At 50.9% G+C, this 17,679-nt stretch carries 15 protein-coding genes; 8 read left to right on the forward strand and 7 right to left on the reverse strand.

Annotated features, from left to right (window positions below; all coding sequences use genetic code 11):
• Positions 1-11 precede the first annotated feature (11 nt).
• The 7 genes from cydA to aspS form a co-directional block, all read right to left on the reverse strand.
• Positions 12-1,598 carry a cytochrome ubiquinol oxidase subunit I gene (cydA, locus tag VHA_RS15765; RefSeq protein WP_005506094.1) on the reverse strand — a complete coding sequence of 529 codons (1,587 nt, stop codon included), beginning with the start codon at positions 1,596-1,598 and terminating at the stop codon, positions 12-14.
• Positions 1,599-2,056: 458 nt separating this feature from the next.
• Complete coding sequence (gene ruvB / locus VHA_RS15770) at positions 2,057-3,064, reverse strand: Holliday junction branch migration DNA helicase RuvB (RefSeq protein ID WP_005506096.1); 1,008 nt, start codon at positions 3,062-3,064, stop codon at positions 2,057-2,059.
• A 14-nt stretch (positions 3,065-3,078) separates the two neighbouring features.
• Positions 3,079-3,708 carry a Holliday junction branch migration protein RuvA gene (ruvA, locus tag VHA_RS15775; protein ID WP_005506098.1) on the reverse strand — a complete coding sequence of 210 codons (630 nt, stop codon included), beginning with the start codon at positions 3,706-3,708 and terminating at the stop codon, positions 3,079-3,081.
• 214 nt (positions 3,709-3,922) lie between these two features.
• Positions 3,923-5,719 (reverse strand): ABC transporter transmembrane domain-containing protein, encoded by a 1,797-nt coding sequence (locus VHA_RS15780; RefSeq protein ID WP_040529110.1) that lies wholly within the window; start codon positions 5,717-5,719, stop codon positions 3,923-3,925.
• A gap of 101 nt (positions 5,720-5,820) precedes the next feature.
• A complete protein-coding gene (gene ruvC, locus VHA_RS15785; protein ID WP_005506100.1) occupies positions 5,821-6,342 on the reverse strand; it encodes a crossover junction endodeoxyribonuclease RuvC in 522 nt (173 codons plus the stop codon).
• Between the two features lie 6 nt (positions 6,343-6,348).
• The gene (locus tag VHA_RS15790; RefSeq protein ID WP_005506101.1) at positions 6,349-7,095 is read right to left on the reverse strand and encodes a YebC/PmpR family DNA-binding transcriptional regulator; all 747 of its coding nucleotides are present in this window, start codon (positions 7,093-7,095) and stop codon (positions 6,349-6,351) included.
• A 179-nt stretch (positions 7,096-7,274) separates the two neighbouring features.
• Entirely contained in the window at positions 7,275-9,062 is a 1,788-nt protein-coding gene (aspS, locus tag VHA_RS15795) for an aspartate--tRNA ligase (protein WP_005506102.1), read from the reverse strand.
• A 322-nt stretch (positions 9,063-9,384) separates the two neighbouring features.
• Here aspS and VHA_RS15800 point away from each other — a divergent pair, with 322 nt between their 5' ends.
• The 8 genes from VHA_RS15800 (at position 9,385) to VHA_RS15835 (ending at position 17,617) form a co-directional block, all read left to right on the forward strand.
• Positions 9,385-10,239, forward strand: a complete 855-nt coding sequence (locus VHA_RS15800; RefSeq protein ID WP_172465030.1) for a DUF72 domain-containing protein — start codon at positions 9,385-9,387, stop codon at positions 10,237-10,239.
• 214 nt (positions 10,240-10,453) lie between these two features.
• The gene (gene cmoA, locus VHA_RS15805; protein ID WP_005506106.1) at positions 10,454-11,182 is read left to right on the forward strand and encodes a carboxy-S-adenosyl-L-methionine synthase CmoA; all 729 of its coding nucleotides are present in this window, start codon (positions 10,454-10,456) and stop codon (positions 11,180-11,182) included.
• A 71-nt stretch (positions 11,183-11,253) separates the two neighbouring features.
• Positions 11,254-12,225: a tRNA 5-methoxyuridine(34)/uridine 5-oxyacetic acid(34) synthase CmoB gene (gene cmoB / locus VHA_RS15810; RefSeq protein ID WP_005506107.1), complete on the forward strand. Its 972-nt coding sequence runs from the start codon at positions 11,254-11,256 to the stop codon at positions 12,223-12,225.
• Between the two features lie 427 nt (positions 12,226-12,652).
• Complete coding sequence (locus VHA_RS15815) at positions 12,653-13,414, forward strand: ATP-dependent zinc protease family protein (protein WP_005506108.1); 762 nt, start codon at positions 12,653-12,655, stop codon at positions 13,412-13,414.
• 40 nt (positions 13,415-13,454) lie between these two features.
• The gene (locus VHA_RS15820) at positions 13,455-14,960 is read left to right on the forward strand and encodes an inactive transglutaminase family protein (protein WP_005506116.1); all 1,506 of its coding nucleotides are present in this window, start codon (positions 13,455-13,457) and stop codon (positions 14,958-14,960) included.
• A gap of 4 nt (positions 14,961-14,964) precedes the next feature.
• On the forward strand, positions 14,965-15,951 hold the full coding sequence (locus tag VHA_RS15825) for an alpha-L-glutamate ligase-like protein (protein WP_005506123.1): 987 nt from the start codon (positions 14,965-14,967) through the stop codon (positions 15,949-15,951).
• Between the two features lie 267 nt (positions 15,952-16,218).
• Complete coding sequence (locus VHA_RS15830) at positions 16,219-17,271, forward strand: PTS fructose transporter subunit EIIC (RefSeq protein ID WP_040529112.1); 1,053 nt, start codon at positions 16,219-16,221, stop codon at positions 17,269-17,271.
• 31 nt (positions 17,272-17,302) lie between these two features.
• Positions 17,303-17,617 carry a PTS fructose-like transporter subunit IIB gene (locus VHA_RS15835; protein WP_005506127.1) on the forward strand — a complete coding sequence of 105 codons (315 nt, stop codon included), beginning with the start codon at positions 17,303-17,305 and terminating at the stop codon, positions 17,615-17,617.
• Positions 17,618-17,679: the final 62 nt, after the last annotated feature.

Consider the following 17,679-nt stretch of genomic DNA (forward strand, 5'->3'; position numbering starts at 1 on the left):
TCAAGCTCCCCTTATGCTTCAACCTGACGCGCCAAATCCGCTTCCGGAGTCTTTAGCTGTTCAAAGTGGTAACGGCCAGTTTTCAGGCTGCTTGGGCCTTTACGAGCAAACTTAACCATCAGGTAAACTTCAGCAATCAGGAACACGGTATACAGTGTAACGATAGCAACTAATGACGTAATGATTTCAGACGCTGGCAAGTTTGATGCTGCCAGATGAACCGGTAGGATCTCACCCACAGCCCATGGCTGACGACCATATTCCGCAACAAACCAACCGGCTTCAGCCGCAATCCATGGCAATGGAATTGACCATAGCGCTGCTTTCAAAACCCAAGGTTTCTCGTCGATCTTCTGACGGCAAGTCTGGTAGAACGCCATACCGAACACAAACAGCATTGCGAAACCACAGGCCACCATGATGCGGAAGCTCCAGAACAACGGTGCGACCTGAGGAATAGAGTCTTTCGCTGCTTGTTTGATTTGTGCCTCCGTCGCATCAACGACATTTGGTGTGTGCGCTTTGAGTAACAGGCCATAGCCCAAGTCTTTTTTCACATCATCAAACGCAGCCAGATTTTCAGGAGTACGTTCGCCAGCACGCAGTTTTTCAAGCAGGCTGTAAGCCAGCATACCGTTACGGATACGCACTTCATGCTCTTTAATCAGATCACGCAACCCCGTCACTTCTTTGTCGAACGAACGCGTCGCAACAATGCCCATGACATAGGGGATCTTAATGGCGTAGTCCGTTTCCATGGTCTCCTGGTTAGGGAAGCCAAACAGGGTAAATGCAGCCGGTGCAGGTTCAGTGTGCCACTCGGCTTCAATCGCCGCCAGTTTCACCTTCTGAACATCGCCTAACTCGTAACCTGATTCGTCACCCAAAACGATAGTCGACAGTATACCCGCCATACCGAAAGACGCCGCAATGGCAAAAGAACGGCGCGCAAAAGCAATGTCACGGCCTTTTAGCAGATAGTAAGCACTGATACCCAGTATAAACATTGCCCCTGTTGTGTAGCCCGCCGCCACGGTGTGAACAAATTTCACCTGGGCAACCGGGTTAAGTACAACTTCAGCAAAGCTCACCATTTCCATACGCATGCTTTCGAAGTTGAACTCAGCGCCTACCGGGTTTTGCATCCAGCCGTTTGCAACCAGAATCCACAGCCCTGAGAAGTTAGAACCAACAGCAGTCAGCCAGGTCACAGCAAGGTGTTGGCGTTTGGACAGGCGATCCCAGCCGAAGAAGAACATCCCGACAAGGGTGGATTCAAGGAAGAAAGCCATCAGCGCTTCAATTGCCAGAGGGGCACCGAAAATATCGCCGACATAGTGAGAATAGTAAGCCCAGTTTGTACCAAACTGGAACTCCATGGTCAGGCCGGTAGCAACACCGAGCGCGAAGTTGATACCGAACAGCTTACCCCAGAACTTGGTCATGTCCTTATAGATTTGCTTGTCGGTCATCACATACAACGACTCCATAATTGCAAGCAGGAATGCCAAGCCCAGAGTCAATGGGACAAACAGGAAGTGATACATCGCGGTCATAGCGAATTGGAACCGCGACAGATCCACAATATCAGTTAACATAGTAACTCCTTTATCGTCAGGCTGACTGACGCACGATATCTACACATCGTTAAGTAAATACCTAATCATTAACAAACCGTATTCCATTTCGATCAATCAGGCTTCCTTGCGGGAACCGTGTAAACGGCCACCTTTTTGTGTTGCACAAATGTACCACGACAGTTAGAATTTTGTTGAGCAACCTCTAATGTAGTGGCAACTAATACTAAACATTATGCCCCCTTACTTCAAAGTATTTGACATACTCTCACGGTGAGTGATGTCAAATTAATCAATATGAGGCAAAGAAATAGCCTAAATCCAAGCGTCAGATCAATACAAAAATCAGTCTTGTCGTTTAGAGACCTGCCCGTACATGAATGGCAAACAACACTTCTGTTTGCACGGTTTGACCATGGAGAAATAGCACAAAGGCCAACGAAAGTCAGCCTTTGAAAAAAGTAAGAACAGGAGAAAAGTTACTCTGGTCTATCAAAGCCGAAATGCAGGTATGCGCGCTGGCTGGCAATACGCCCCCGAGGCGTGCGCTGCAAATAGCCCTGTTGGATCAGGTAAGGCTCAAGCACATCTTCTATCGTGTCTTTTGCTTCGCCGATTGCAGCGGCAAGGTTATCCAAGCCCACTGGCCCACCATCGAATTTCTCAATGATGGCAGTCAGCAATTTTCGGTCCATATAATCAAAGCCCTGATTATCGACATCCAGCATATCCAAGGCTTTTGATGCAATATCTGCATCGATTTTGCCGTCCGCTTTCACTTCAGCATAATCTCTAACCCGACGCAGCAAGCGGTTCGCGATACGGGGTGTACCGCGCGCGCGCCGCGCGATTTCGTACGCCCCTTCTTCATCTATTTCCAGGTTTAGGTAATTCGCACTACGCTGAACAATGCCTTTCAGGTCAGCAATGTTGTAATACTCCAAACGCTGGGTAATACCGAAACGGTCGCGAAGCGGTGATGTCAGGGAGCCTGCACGGGTGGTGGCCCCCACCAGCGTAAAAGGTGGCAGATCGATTTTGATTGAACGGGCTGCCGGGCCTTCGCCAATCATGATATCCAGCTGGTAATCTTCCATCGCCGGATACAACACCTCTTCCACCACGGGACTCAGACGGTGAATTTCGTCAATAAAGAGTACGTCATTGGGTTCAAGGTTGGTCAGGAGTGCTGCCAGATCCCCGGCTTTTTCAAGCACCGGGCCAGAGGTGGTGCGGATATTTACGTCCATCTCATTGGCAACAATGTTGGCCAGGGTGGTTTTCCCCAATCCAGGAGGCCCAAAAATTAGCAGGTGGTCAAGGGCTTCTTTACGTTTGCGCGCTGCATGGATAAAAATTTCCATCTGGTCGCGCACATGATCCTGCCCCTGATAATCGGCCAACATTTTAGGGCGGATAGCGCGGTCAATGATATCGTCTTCCCGGCTCGGTGGCACTGTACCCATCAGTCGATCTGCTTCAATCATCCCAGTTCACTCCACTAGACCATTGAACGCAGGGCGTCACGGATAATGGCTTCACTCTTCATGCCATCAACCGCCACCTGTTTGACAACCTTTTCAGCCTGGGCAGCTTTATAGCCCAGTGCAATAAGTGCGCTGATCGCTTCATCTTTCGGATCGGTGGATGCAGCAACCACGGTCTCCGTGCCATTTGCACGGCGGACGGCAGCGTCTGCGTGAGGAGTGAAGAGATCGAACGCATGCCAGTTTTTCAGGCGATCGCGCATTTCAATCACCAGACGCTCGGCCGTTTTCTTGCCTACACCAGGGATTTTCACCAGTGTAGAGACATCTTCACGCTCAACACTGTCAACAAACTGGGTTGCCGTCATACCTGACAAAATGGCCAAGCCCAATTTAGGGCCGACGCCGTTAGCCTTAATCACTTCGCGGAATAGCGCACGCTCTACCGTGGTATTAAAACCATAGAGAAGCTGGGCATCTTCACGCACCACAAAATGGGTGTAGATGATCGCCTCCTCTCCCACTTCCGGCAATTCGTAAAAGCAGCTCATCGGCATGCTCACTTCGTAGCCTACACCGTTAACTTCCAGCAGGATCTCAGGGGGTTGCTTTTCCAGCAAAATGCCGCGTAATCGACCAATCACAATGAAAACTCAATTTATTGCTAATCATTGATGGGTAGGATAATGAACAACTGGATAGATATCCAGTTTTAAACACATTGAAATCACAAAAACGCCAATTCATTTTTCGCGAAACAAGCCAGGCATTAAAAAGACACATCTTGTTTCAAACGAATTTTCACATTGCATCAGACTGGTGCCTGTACGGTAAAGTCACTCGTCCGGTGTTTGGAATTCACTTACCACTCACCCGCGCTTTTTCTTCCAGTGCCGAGACTAGCTGAAGTGCCGCAAACTCCCGGTAAAGCGATGACGACGCCATCAGCTCTTCATGGGTACCTGTCGCCACAATTTTCCCTTTGTCCAACACCAAAATCCGATCAGCATTAACCACAGTCGCCAGTCGGTGGGCAATCACTATCGAAGTCTTATGTGACATCAGGGCATCCAGTGCCGATTTTACTTTGTGCTCACTGATCGCATCCAATGCGCTGGTTGCTTCATCAAGCAGCAGGATTGGCCTGTCAGCCAAAATTGCCCGCGCAATAGATATCCGCTGCTTCTGGCCGCCGGACAAACGCACGCCCCGCTCGCCGAGTTCAGTGAAATACCCATCTGGAAATTCCATAATAAATTCATGGGCCCTCGCGGCTTTACAGGCGGCTATTACAGCGTCTTCACTGGCATCCGGTGCGCCGTAGCGGACATTTTCAAGCACGGTGGTAGCAAAGATCACAGACTCTTGCGGCACCAAAGCAAACTGCTTACGTAAAGATTCAAGAGGGAGACGGGAGACCGGCACACCATCAATCACTATCTGCCCGGCCTGAACGTCAAAAAAGCGCTGCAGCAACGCAAAAACAGTACTCTTCCCCGCCCCACTCGGACCCACCAGTGCAATGCGCTCCCCCGCCTTCACGGTAAAGGAAAGTCCCTTGAACACAGGCAAGTTCTCATCACCGGGATAACAGAAAGAAACGTTGTCGAAGCTGACGTTTCCCAGCACGTGCTGCGGCAAGCTTTCAGGTTGGACCGGCTCTTTGATATCCGGCTCCATGGCAGACAGTTCAATCAGCCGTTCTGTTGCCCCGGCAGCACGCTGGATATCACCGATAACCTCTCCGATGGTCGCGACGCCGCCGGCAACCAGCAGGGCGTAAAACATAAACGCAGAAAGCTCACCGGCTGTCAGGGACCCCTCTAACACATTGAGCGCCCCAACCCAGGTGACCAGCACAATGGCCACAATCGACAGAAAGACCACCGACCCCATCAGCGCAGCGCGGTACTGGATCCTCTGTTTAGCCGCCCCCATCACCGACTCGACGCGGTGATTGAAATGGCGCGCATCGGCATCTTCATGGTTATAAGACTGGACGGTGCGGATCTCATGCAGTGTTTCATCGACATGGGCACCAAGATCAGCCACTTTATCCTGACTCACACGCGCCAGCTTGCGCACTTTTCTCCCCAGCACAAAGATAGGAACCAACACCACAGGGACGGCAAGCAACACAAAGCCCGTCAATTTGATGCTGGTAATGGCCATCATGACCAAACCGCCCATCACAGACACAGCGGATCGCAATGCCATGGAAAGGCTGGAGCCTACAACGGTTTGAAGCAATGTCGTGTCTGCAGTAAACCGGCTTATCACCTCACCGGTGCGCGCTTTGGCATAAAACGAAGGAGAGAGTCTGAGCAGGTGTTGATACACCGCCATACGAATATCCGCACTGACGCGCTCGCCAAGCCAGCTCATCAGGTAAAAGCGAAAGAATGTTGCAAATCCGCTGACCAGGGTAATGCCGAGTATGAGCAGGACAAGGCGGTTTAACTCAGCAGCATCACTGGAAAGAAACCCTTCATCCACAACCAGCTTCACCGCCTGTCCCAGCGCCAGCCAGCTCAACGATCCTAAAAACAGGAAGAAAACTGCGCCTGCGACCCGGCTGCGATAGGGTTTCAGGAATGCCATTATCCATGCTACGACAGAGAAAGTACTGCCCTGTATGCGCCGGGGGTTGTTCAACGGTTTATCTCCTTCCTTGGTAGGCGTTTATTGTGCGACAACCAGCCACGGTGACAGGTCGCGATAACAGAAAAGCGGCATAACGCCGCTTTTCTATGGAGCTATCGGTATCTACCCCGCCGTGCACTTTTCGCCTTTCCTGCCATTGCCACCAGCGTGTGGTTGGTGTGGGCATGACAAATCGCGACAGCTAAGGCATCTGCGGCGTCAGCCTGCGGTGTGGAAGGCAGTTTGAGCATATGAACCACCATGTGCTGCACCTGTTTCTTGTCGGCACTGCCTTTGCCCACTACCGATTGTTTAATCAAACGTGCGGCGTATTCGCTGACCGGCAACCCCGCATTGACTGCCGCCACAATCGCGCTGCCGCGTGCCTGCCCAAGCTTCAAGGCTGAATCCGCGTTTCGTGCCATAAACACTTGTTCAATGGCGAAGGTATCAGGCTGAAATTGGGTGATCACCTCACTGACACCGGCATAAATCTGGCCCAGTCGCCCTGCCAAATCTTCTGAGTCCGTGCGGATACAACCACTGCCCAGATACTCCAGATGGCTGCCTTGATGGCGGATCACGCCGTAACCGGTGATCCGCGAACCCGGGTCAATCCCGAGAATAATAGCCACGAAGGATTATTCCAACGTTGCAGCGACTTCGTCAGAGATATCGCCGTTGTGGTAAACCTCCTGAACGTCGTCAAGATCATCCAGAGCGTCAATCAGACGAAGCAGCTTCGGTGCAGTATCCGCATCCAGCTCAGATTTAGTGGAAGGCACCAGCGTCACTTCCGCGTTTTGTGCTTCAAAGCCTGCTGCATCCAGCGCATCTTTTACCGCGCCAAAATCTTCCGGTGTGGTGTAGACGTCAATAGAACCGTCGTCGTGGGTTTCTACATCATCAGCACCACCTTCCAGCGCCGCTTCCATCACTGCGTCTTCATCCAGACCCGGCGCATAGGAGATCACCCCTTTTTTCTCAAACAGGTAGCTTACGCTGCCATCGGTGCCAAGGTTGCCACCGGCTTTCGAGAAAGCGTGACGAACACCGGACACAGTGCGGTTGCGGTTGTCAGTCATACATTCCACCATGACGGCGGTGCCACCCGGGCCGTAACCTTCATAGATCACGGTTTCCATGTTCTCGTCACCTTCGCCGCCTGCTCCGCGGGAAATCGCACGGTTCACCGTGTCCCGGGTCATGTTGTTCGACAGCGCTTTATCAACCGCTGCACGCAGACGTGGGTTGTTTTCTACTTCCGCACCGCCTTCTTTGGCTGCAACCACGATTTCGCGGATCAGTTTAGTAAAAATTTTACCGCGTTTCGCGTCTTGCGCTGCCTTGCGGTGTTTAATGTTTGCCCATTTACTATGACCTGCCATTTGAATCTCCTCCCCCAGTGGCCGGCCCTGATGACCACAGATACCACTGATTAATTACTTCAAGTCTTGGATTTATAGCAAAACAGCATGGTCCTTTCCGGGATAGAACCCATGTCTGTCAGGTTTAGAAACGAATAAGGCCAGATAATCTGGCCTTATGTTTTTGAAATCAGCGCGAATCAGGCGTCGACTTCTTCATTTTTCTTTGCTGCCGCTGTAATCGACAGTGCCAGCTCTTCCAATGCAGCCGGGTTTGCTTCGCTTGGCGCATCGGTCAGCAGACACGCCGCTGCGGTGGTTTTCGGGAACGCGATAACATCACGGATGTTTTCCGTACCACACAGCAGCATCACCAGACGGTCAAGACCGAATGCCAGACCCGCGTGTGGTGGCGTACCATATTTCAGCGCTTCAAGCAGGAAGCCAAACTTCACTTGTTGCTCTTCAGCATCGATGCCCAGCAGATCGAACACCGCCGTTTGCATTTCCGGGTTGTGGATACGCACAGAACCGCCGCCCACTTCATAGCCGTTCAGCACCATGTCGTACGCGTTCGAGTTGACGTTCTGTGGGTTTGCTTTCAGTTCTTCAGGCGACACATTCAGCGGTGACGTGAATGGGTGATGCATCGCGTGCAGGTTGCCTTCGTCGTCCTCTTCGAACATTGGGAAGTCAACTACCCACAGTGGTGCCCATTTGCTGGTGTCTGTCAGGCCCAAATCTGTACCCAGTTTCAAACGCAGTGCGCCCATCGCTTCAGTCACGATGTTATTCTTGTCCGCGCCGAACAGGATAATATCGCCAGACTCTGCACCGGTGCGCTCAAGAATCGCATTTACCACGTCTTCTGTCAGGAACTTGGCAACCGGAGACTGGATGCCTTCCATGCCCGCTGCGCGGTCGTTCACTTTCACCCACGCCAGCCCTTTCGCTCCGTAGATGCCGACAAACTTGGTGTATTCATCAATTTGTTTACGAGACAGCTCTGCACCACCCGGTACACGAATAACAGCTACGCGGCCTTTCGGATCGTTCGCCGGGCCAGAGAATACTTTGAATTCCACGTCTTTCAGCAGGTCTGCTACGTCAACCATTTCCAGTGGGTTACGCAGGTCAGGCTTGTCTGAACCGAAACGACGCATCGCCTCTTCGAATGTCATGGTTGGGAACGCACCCAGATCCACGTTCAGCAGCTCCTGCCACATTTCACGTACCATGCGCTCCGTCACTTCACGCACTTGCTCCGCGCTCATGAACGAGGTTTCGATATCGATTTGGGTAAATTCTGGCTGACGGTCTGCACGCAGGTCTTCGTCGCGGAAACACTTCACGATTTGGTAGTAGCGGTCAAAACCAGACATCATCAGCAGCTGTTTGAACAGCTGTGGTGACTGTGGCAGTGCATAGAAGCTGCCTTTGTGCACACGGCTCGGCACCAGATAGTCACGCGCACCTTCCGGGGTCGCTTTCGTCAGTACCGGGGTTTCGATATCCAGAAAGCCGTTGTCGTCCAGGAAGCGGCGGACAAAGCTGGATGCTTTCGCGCGCATCTTGATGCGATCGCTCATTTCAGGGCGGCGCAGATCCAGATAACGGTGCTTCAGGCGTTGCTCTTCAGAGTTGTTCTGGTTGAAGTCCAGCGGAAGCGGTGCCGCACGGTTGATGATTTCAACGCCACGTGCCAGCACTTCGACTTCACCGGTCGCCATGCCTTTGTTGATCTGGCTGTCAGGGCGCAGACGCACTTCACCGGTGACTTTGATACAGAATTCGTTACGCAGTTGGTTCGCCACCTCGAAGATATCTTTCATATCCGGGTCGACCACTACCTGAACGATACCTTCACGATCTCGCATATCAATGAAGATAAGACCGCCTAAATCACGGCGACGGTTAACCCAGCCGCATAGTTCTACAGTTTGCCCTGCCAGGGCTTTGTTCAGGTGACCACAATATTGGGTGCGCATATGAATTTCCCGATCTGTTACTTACTGTCCTTTCACGCCTTGGGGCGCAAAGTGTCGAATGAGGGTATGCAGACATCTCTGCTGACTTCCGCTGATTGAATGCAAACAGCCAAAGTCTGAATATTTCAAAAAGACGAAACATTATAAAGGAAAAATTGAGCCTGCGGTAAATCGTAGCCAGACGAATCAAAAAATCCGTCGCGATTGCGCAAAAAAACAACATAGATTGACCTTTCACGCCTACTGCACGCAAAATGGCCCCCCGCCAACAAGAAAGGATTCACCGGTGCAAACGCCACTGTCACAACTCACTTCACCACCTATTCGCTTGGGCATGACCCAGTGGTCGCACAATAGCTGGCAGCGGGTGTTTTATCCACCGGGTACTAAGAGCGGCGAACGCCTCGCACGCTACGCCGAAGTGTTTAATACCGTAGAGGGCAACACCACGTTTTATGCCAGTCCCTCTCACGCAACGGTAGCCAACTGGAAAGCGGCCACCAGCGATGCGTTCCGTTTTACCTTTAAGTTTCCACAGCCTGTCACGCACCAAATGATGCTGCGCCACTCGGATGAAATGGTGTCGGAATTCATTCGGCTCATGCAGCCCCTTCATGAACGTATCGGTCTTTGGAAAATCCAGCTCCCCGCCGCATTTGGCCCACAGAACCTTCCGGACCTGAAACGCTTCCTTACCGGTATGCCAAAGGGTTTTAAGGTCGGGGTGGAAGTGCGCCATCCGGCATTTTTTGCCAAAGGAGAGGAAGAGCGCGCACTGAATGCAATGCTGATGGAATGTGGCGCTAACCGCATTATCATGGACAGCCGGCCGGTGTTTGCCGTGCCAGCGGATACCGATGCCCTGCTCGACGCCCAACAGAAAAAACCCAACGTACCTGTTCACGCCATTTCGACCGCAGACACGCCGATGATACGATTTATCGGTGATCCCACGCTTGAGCGAAACGACACATTTTTCACTAACTGGCTAAAGAAGATCCCTGAGTGGATTGGCGAAGGAAAAACGCCGTATCTGTTCATCCACACCGCCAATAACGATGAAGCGCCACAATTGGCTGTTCGGTATTACGAGAAGTTGTGCGGGAAAATTGCCCTGCCCCCCTTGGCCCCTCTGATGCCAGCGCAACCGGACAGCAGCCAGATACGTTTGTTGTAGCCGCTGTACTTTCGCATCCTTACGAGAAAGCACGATGCATAACTAGAACTGCACTATCCCGCAATACACAGCAAAGAGAGACAATCCACCGAAAATTCTCTACAATACGCGCCCTTTTGATGCAGGATGGAAACCAGCATCCAAACCTTGTAGTTGTGCCGCGTCTCAGGAAAGCAGAGTTTGACGGTATTCGGTTCTTTTTAGGCAGGTTCAGATGGCAAATCGCGACAACATTTTTGCTGCGCCAATTGAAAAACTGGGTGACTTTACCTTTGACGAAAATGTCGCTGAAGTTTTTCCGGATATGATTCAACGCTCAGTGCCGGGCTACAGCAATATCATCTCCGCCATTGGTATGCTGGCTGAACGTTTTGCGACGGATGATAGCCACATCTACGATCTGGGCTGCTCTTTGGGCGCTGCAACACTTTCTATGCGCCGCCATATCAAAGCGAAAAATTGCACTATTATCGGTGTTGATAACTCGCCGGCAATGGTTGAACGCTGCAAATTACACGTCAATGCTTACCGCTCAGAGACCGATGTGCAAATCATCGAAGACGACATTCGCAATATCGACATCCACAATGCATCTGTCGTAGTGCTCAATTTTACCCTGCAGTTTCTCAACCCGGACGACCGCCAGGCACTGCTGGAGAAAATCTTTAACGGACTGAAGCCAGGTGGCATCCTGATCCTGTCCGAGAAGTACCATTTTGCCGATCACAACGCCAATGAACTGCTTATCGATTTGCACCATGATTTCAAGCGTGCCAATGGCTACAGCGAACTGGAAATCAGCCAAAAACGCAGTGCGCTGGAAAATGTGATGAAACCCGACAGCATCGACACCCATAAGCAGCGTCTGACAGACATTGGGTTCAGCAGCGTGGCAGTGTGGTTCCAGTGCTTTAACTTTGGTTCAATGTTCGCCATAAAGTGATGGTTCGCCATTCAATAAGTTAAGGGCGCTGGCACCTTCCAGCGCACAGCAAAAACAATAAGACGATACCCATGTTCGATTTTTCTGATTTCTACCAACTGATTGCGAAAAACCGCCTGCAAAGCTGGCTGAATGTATTGCCAGCCCAACTGACGGAATGGCAAAACCAACCGCATGGCGACTTGCCAAAATGGATGCGCGTGCTGAAGAAGATCCCGATGGATGCCCCTTCCATGGTTGACATCAAAGACAGCGTCACCATAGGAACAGAAAACGAACTGCCTGCCGGGCAGCGTGCAAAAATTGAAAACCTGTTGCGTGCGTTCCATCCGTGGCGCAAAGGCCCCTATCATGTTCACGGTATCCATATTGATACTGAATGGCGTTCAGACTGGAAGTGGGATCGTGTGCTGCCGCACATCTCGCCGCTGAAAGGCCGCTATGTGTTGGATGTAGGTTGTGGCAATGGCTATCACATGTGGCGCATGCTGGGTGAAGGTGCAGAGTTGACGGTAGGTATCGACCCTTCCGAGCTGTTTCTGGTTCAGTTTGAGGCTATCCGCCGTTTGATGGGCAATGACCAGCGCGCACACCTGCTGCCACTGGGCATTGAAAAGCTCCCGGCACTGAAAGCCTTCGATACCGTGTTCAGCATGGGAGTGCTTTATCACCGTCGCTCACCGCTTGATCACCTGATCCAACTGAAAAACCAGTTGGTGAAAAACGGGGAGCTGGTGTTGGAGACTCTGGTGATCGACGGGGATGAAAACGCCGTGTTGGTGCCATTTGACCGCTACGCGCAAATGCACAACGTTTATTTCTTCCCATCGGCAAAAGCGCTGAAAGTATGGCTGGAGAAAGTCGGTTTTGCTGACGTGCGTATCGTCGATGAGTGTGTGACAACCACCGACGAGCAACGCACGACCGATTGGATGACCCACAATTCACTGCCGGATTATCTGGACCCGAACGATCCGACCAAGACCATTGAAGGCTACCCTGCCCCCAAACGGGCCATTCTGGTTGCCAGAAATCCTGACTAAGCACAGCCCTCTCCCTATGGGCAGTCTTTCATGGCTGCCCTTTTATTCTTCGCGGCCAGCCCAATACAAGTCAGACTCTTTCTATTGTATTAAATGAGAGTATGCGGTTCCCGGTGCAAGATACAAACAGACCAGACCCTATTATCTCGTGTGAGCCATTATCCTTATTTCTTAAACAGTATTTCAATTCCGAAAAGTTGAACTATATTTGCATACCTCCACTTAAGTTTTCCGGCTTCTTTCTTTTACTCAAAATTTACAACTTTTATTTAATAGTCTGTTTACGCGGGAGTTACTGTCAAAGATAATTTCCGGATCTGGTGTAATCCTGACTTCCCCATGACAAATCCTCCTTCTCGGCTCCTTCATTTCGAGCTAAACTACGACCCTAAATTCAATACCTTAAACGCCCAGTACGGAGCTACACATGCTAACACGCAGCGGATTGCTGATTCTTTTTTCTGCCGCTTTATCTGGCTGCAGCGTTACATCTCAGGAACAACATCAGCAGACACTGAACGCGATCAGCAACATAGAGACCAATATCCAGGCAAACTATGCATTGCTTAATGAAAGCGTGAAGTCGCAGCAGGCGCAAATCGCAACTCTGGAGCAACAGGTTGCCAATATGTCAGACACGCTGAAAATCATGCGGCAGAATCAGGCACGTGAAATGGCAAACCGGTCAGAGCCAAAGGTTGTGTACGTCGAGAAAGAAATTCCAGTGCCACAGCAAGCCAATAAAACCATTCTCGGTGAGCAGGAATGGGTTTGGATTGATTCAGCTGGCTCAAACTACCAGGCACGTGTTGATACTGGCGCAACAACCTCTTCCTTGAATGCCACAGATATTCAGGAATTTGAACGTGATGGAAAAACCTGGGTGCGATTCAACCTGGCGCACACGCAAGACAGTAACAACGACGTCGAACCGGTTGCCAGCATCGAAGCTCCTGTCACTCGCTGGGTCAAGATCCGTCAGTCATCCACCGATGGGCTCGAGCGCCGTCCTGTCGTCGAACTGCGTGTCAGACTAGGCGCTCTCCACGAAAAAGCCCAATTTACCTTGGCAGATCGCTCACACATGGAGTTTCCTGTGCTGTTAGGCCGAGAGTTTTTTAAGGACATAGCCATCATTGATGTCTCTCAGTCCTACATTCACCCCAAATTTGTCGCCGAAAATAAATAGTGTACTGACCTGAATACTCAGTACCGTTAACGAGGAAAGAATGACTTCACGCGTTCCTTTTTATGTGTTCATCAGCCTGCTGATCATTGTTGGTATTGGCATGAGTATTTACCGCCATACTGTCTATGGGGTGCCATGGACAGCCGGGCAAAAACATCAGGTGTGGGAAGTAGAGGCCCGGGTAGAATTTGATGCTAAAGGCGGGCCGGTTAAAGTCTCTCTGGCAACGCCAGATACCCAGGAAGGGTTTACCCTGATCAACGAAAACACCAGTTCTCCCGGCTATGGTTTTGCGCTGGTCAGTACCGAAGAAGGTCGCCGTGCAGAGTGGACCAAACGGGAAGCTGTCGGGCAACAGATCCTTTATTTCAAAAACCAGATGCTGGTGGATGAAAACGCCAACTATCCTATCGAGCCACCCGTAGGCGAAGCACAAGCAAGTCTGCTTGATGGTCCTATCAAAATAGCGGCAGAAGCCCTGCTTACTCAAGCCCGCCAGCGTTCTGCTGACAATGTCACCCTTGCCCGCGAGTTGATTAAGCAGTTCAACGATAAAGAGAGCCAAAATGCCGCCTTGCTGACCAAAGAAATGAGTAAAGCGGATGCCATCGTTTCAATCCTGTCACTGGAAGGCATTCATGCCCGTGTTGTCGGTGCCTTGCAACTGGAAGATGGTCGACGCCGCCAGAGCATTATTCCTATGGTCGAAGTCTGGGATAACGCTGAGTGGCAGCTGTTTAACCTGGATACCGGCACACAGGATACTTTTCAGAACCTGTTGATCTGGAATGAAAAAGGCGCGCCGCTGCTGGAAGTCACGGGTGGCAGCAACAGCCAAATCAGCTTCTCGATCATCGCTCAGGACATCAGCCCTAAACAGGCAACCGATGAGAAAATACAGGCTGAAAGCCTGCTGAACTTCTCCATCCACAGCCTGCCGATTGAAGAACAGGCAATGTTCAAGACTATCATGCTGATCCCAATCGGAGCCCTGGTTGTCGTATTACTTCGGGTATTGGTCGGCCTGAAAACCTCGGGCACCTTTATGCCCGTGTTGATTGCGGTTGCCTTCGTCCAGACACAATTGCTGCCCGGTATTATCGGGTTCCTGTTGATTGTTGGCACTGGCCTTATTATCCGAAGTTACCTTTCAAGGCTTAACCTGTTGCTGGTTGCCCGGATTTCAGCGGTCATCATTACCGTTATCATGATCATTTCTGTGTTCACTGTCGTGGCGTTCAAGATTGGCTTGGTAGAAGGCCTGACTATCACTTTCTTCCCAATGATCATTCTTTCCTGGACCATCGAACGTATGTCGATCCTCTGGGAAGAAGAAGGGGCAAAAGAAGTGCTGGTTCAGGGCGGTGGCTCACTGCTGACTGCAGTGCTGGTGTACCTGGCGATGACCAATGATTTCGTCCGTCACATCACCTTCAACTTTATCGGCATCCAGTTAGTCATTCTGGCACTTATCCTGATGCTGGGTAACTACACCGGTTACCGTTTAAGTGAGTTGAAACGCTTTAAGCCACTGGTGAAGGATTAACGGCATGCTGGGGTTTCTTAAGAAATACACCTCGCCATTCAAGCTCCACCATGCGGGGATTATGGGAATGAACCGCCGCAATATCAGCTATATAGGCCGGTATAACAGACGGAGCTTGTTCCCGCTGGTGGATAATAAGCTCAAAACCAAACGGATTGCCCAGAAAGCAGGCGCAACCGTGCCCGAACTTATTGGCGTGATCAGTGAACAACACGATGTCCCTACCATTCATAACATGGTAAAAGACTGGCCGGGTTTTGTGATCAAACCTGCACAAGGCTCTGGGGGAAAAGGGATTTTGGTTGTGACGTCAAACAAGGATGGCGTTTACAAAAAACCGTCAGGCTCTGAGGTCAGCAAAGAAGAAGTCGAGCGTCACATCACCAATACGCTGGCAGGATTATTTTCCCTAGGAGGCAAGAACGATGTCGCTGTGGTGGAAAACCTTATCCAGTTTGACGATGTCTTTGACGGATTCAGCTACGAAGGTGTCCCCGATATCCGTGTGATCGTGTTCAAGGGTTATCCGGTAATGGCGATGATGCGCCTTTCAACCTCAGCATCAGACGGCAAAGCCAACCTACATCAGGGGGCAGTAGGCGTCGGTATTGATATTGCCACAGGCAAAGCCCTGCGCGCTGTGCAGTTCAATCGTCCTATCGAGCGACACCCCGATACCGGCCGCTTATTGAGCGAGCTACAGGTACCACAATGGGAACAGTTGCTCACTCTGGCGGCCAGTGCCTGGGAAATGACAGGACTGGGTTATTTGGGCACAGATATGGTGCTCGACAAAGAAAAGGGCCCAATGGTATTAGAACTGAATGCCCGCCCAGGATTGGCAATCCAAATTGCCAATGGCTGTGGTTTGCTACCAAGGCTTCGACACATTGAAGCCATGGGAGAAACAACGCATATGACCACGCCGGAAGAACGTGTCGCCTATGCAGCCAAGAACTTCTGCGGTACGCATACTCCAAAACACCGATGATCGGGCTCCGGCCCGATTTTTTTGTCATTATATTTGCCAAATCTTGTCAACATTGTTGCTTTAATACGATATTTCACGCCTTCATCACCATATAAAAAACCGTAAAGTGCTGATTGATTGAGATATGTGACTGCCTTCTCAATGAGGTCAATATGCAACATTTCTCCAGTAAAGGAATGATTTGTCCAATATCCCAAGCAGTTCTGCCGACGCATAATCAGACCATCACGAGACATAACCCAATAACTCGAGTACAAGGTCTAACTTATGAAAACAAACTTCGCTGAACTCAAACGGCACCTCCTAACCGGTACCAGTCATATGCTGCCATTTGTTGTAGCAGGTGGTGTACTGCTTGCTCTGTCAGTCATGCTAAATGGCAAAGGCGCAGTACCAGAAGGCGTATTTCTGGAAGGTCTGTGGGACATGGGTATTGCAGGTTTCACCCTGTTTGTACCAGTTCTAGGGGGCTACATTGCTTATTCTATCGCTGATCGCCCTGCCCTGGCACCGGGTATGATTGGGGCATATTTGGCAAACCAAGTGCAAGCCGGTTTCCTCGGCGCCATCGTCGTGGGTTTCATCGCTGGTTACGTGGTTCTGCAACTGAAGCGCATCCCTCTTTCTAACAAACTTAAAGCGCTGTCCACTTACTTCATCATTCCTATCGGCGGTACTTTTATCGTTTCTGCACTGGTGGTGTGGGTTATCGGTCAGCCCATTGCTGCATTCATGACATTCATGAATGAAGGCTTACAATCCATGGCTGGTACATCTAAAGCGGTGCTAGGCGCGATCTTGGGTGGTATGACCGCATTCGATATGGGGGGCCCAATCAACAAAGTGGCGACCCTGTTTGCACAGACTCAGGTTGGCACGCAACCTTGGCTGATGGGCGGTGTTGGTGTAGCCATCTGTGTTCCGCCACTGGGCATGGCACTGGCTACCTTCCTGTCTCCGAAAAAATACACCCCTGAAGAGCGTGAAGCAGGCAAGGCAGCAACGATCATGGGCTGTATCGGTATTACTGAAGGTGCGATCCCCTTTGCTGCAAACGATCCTGCACGTGTTATCCCAGCCATCGTTGCAGGCGGTATCGTAGGTAATGTCGTGGCATTTCTGGGCGGCGTAATCAACCATGCGCCATGGGGGGGGCTAATTGTCCTGCCAGTGGTTGAAGGTCGCATCATGTACGTCGCCGCCGTCATCGCTGGTGCTGTAACCACAGCCCTGATCGTGAACGCACTGAAAAAAACCATCACTGTCCACGAAGAAGATAAACAAGCAAAAACCGAAGAACTGGAATTGTCCTTCGACTAAACAACTCAAATAAAAACACGGGTAAATAAGCATGAAATTGATTGGTGTAACGTCTTGTCCATCTGGTGTAGCACACACTTACATGGCCGCTGAAGCACTGGAGACCGCAGCAAAAGCACGAGGCTGGGAAGCGAAGATTGAGACCCAAGGTGCCATTGGTATCGAAAATGAACTCACTCCAGCCGATGTAGAATCAGCAGATGTTGTGGTCCTGACCAAGGACATCGCCATTAAGAATGAAGAGCGTTTTGCAGGTAAGAAAATTGTGCGTGTCACCGTCACCCAAGCGGCGAAACAGGCACCTGAAATCGTCGCGAAACTAGAAAGCATGCTAGCTCAAGCATAACTCTCAATACCGCGATATGGATACCGTTTCCATATCGCGTTTTTTCAGTTTCCTTTAACATA

It is taken from the genome of Grimontia hollisae CIP 101886, from assembly GCF_000176515.1.
Lineage (GTDB): Bacteria > Pseudomonadota > Gammaproteobacteria > Enterobacterales > Vibrionaceae > Enterovibrio > Enterovibrio hollisae.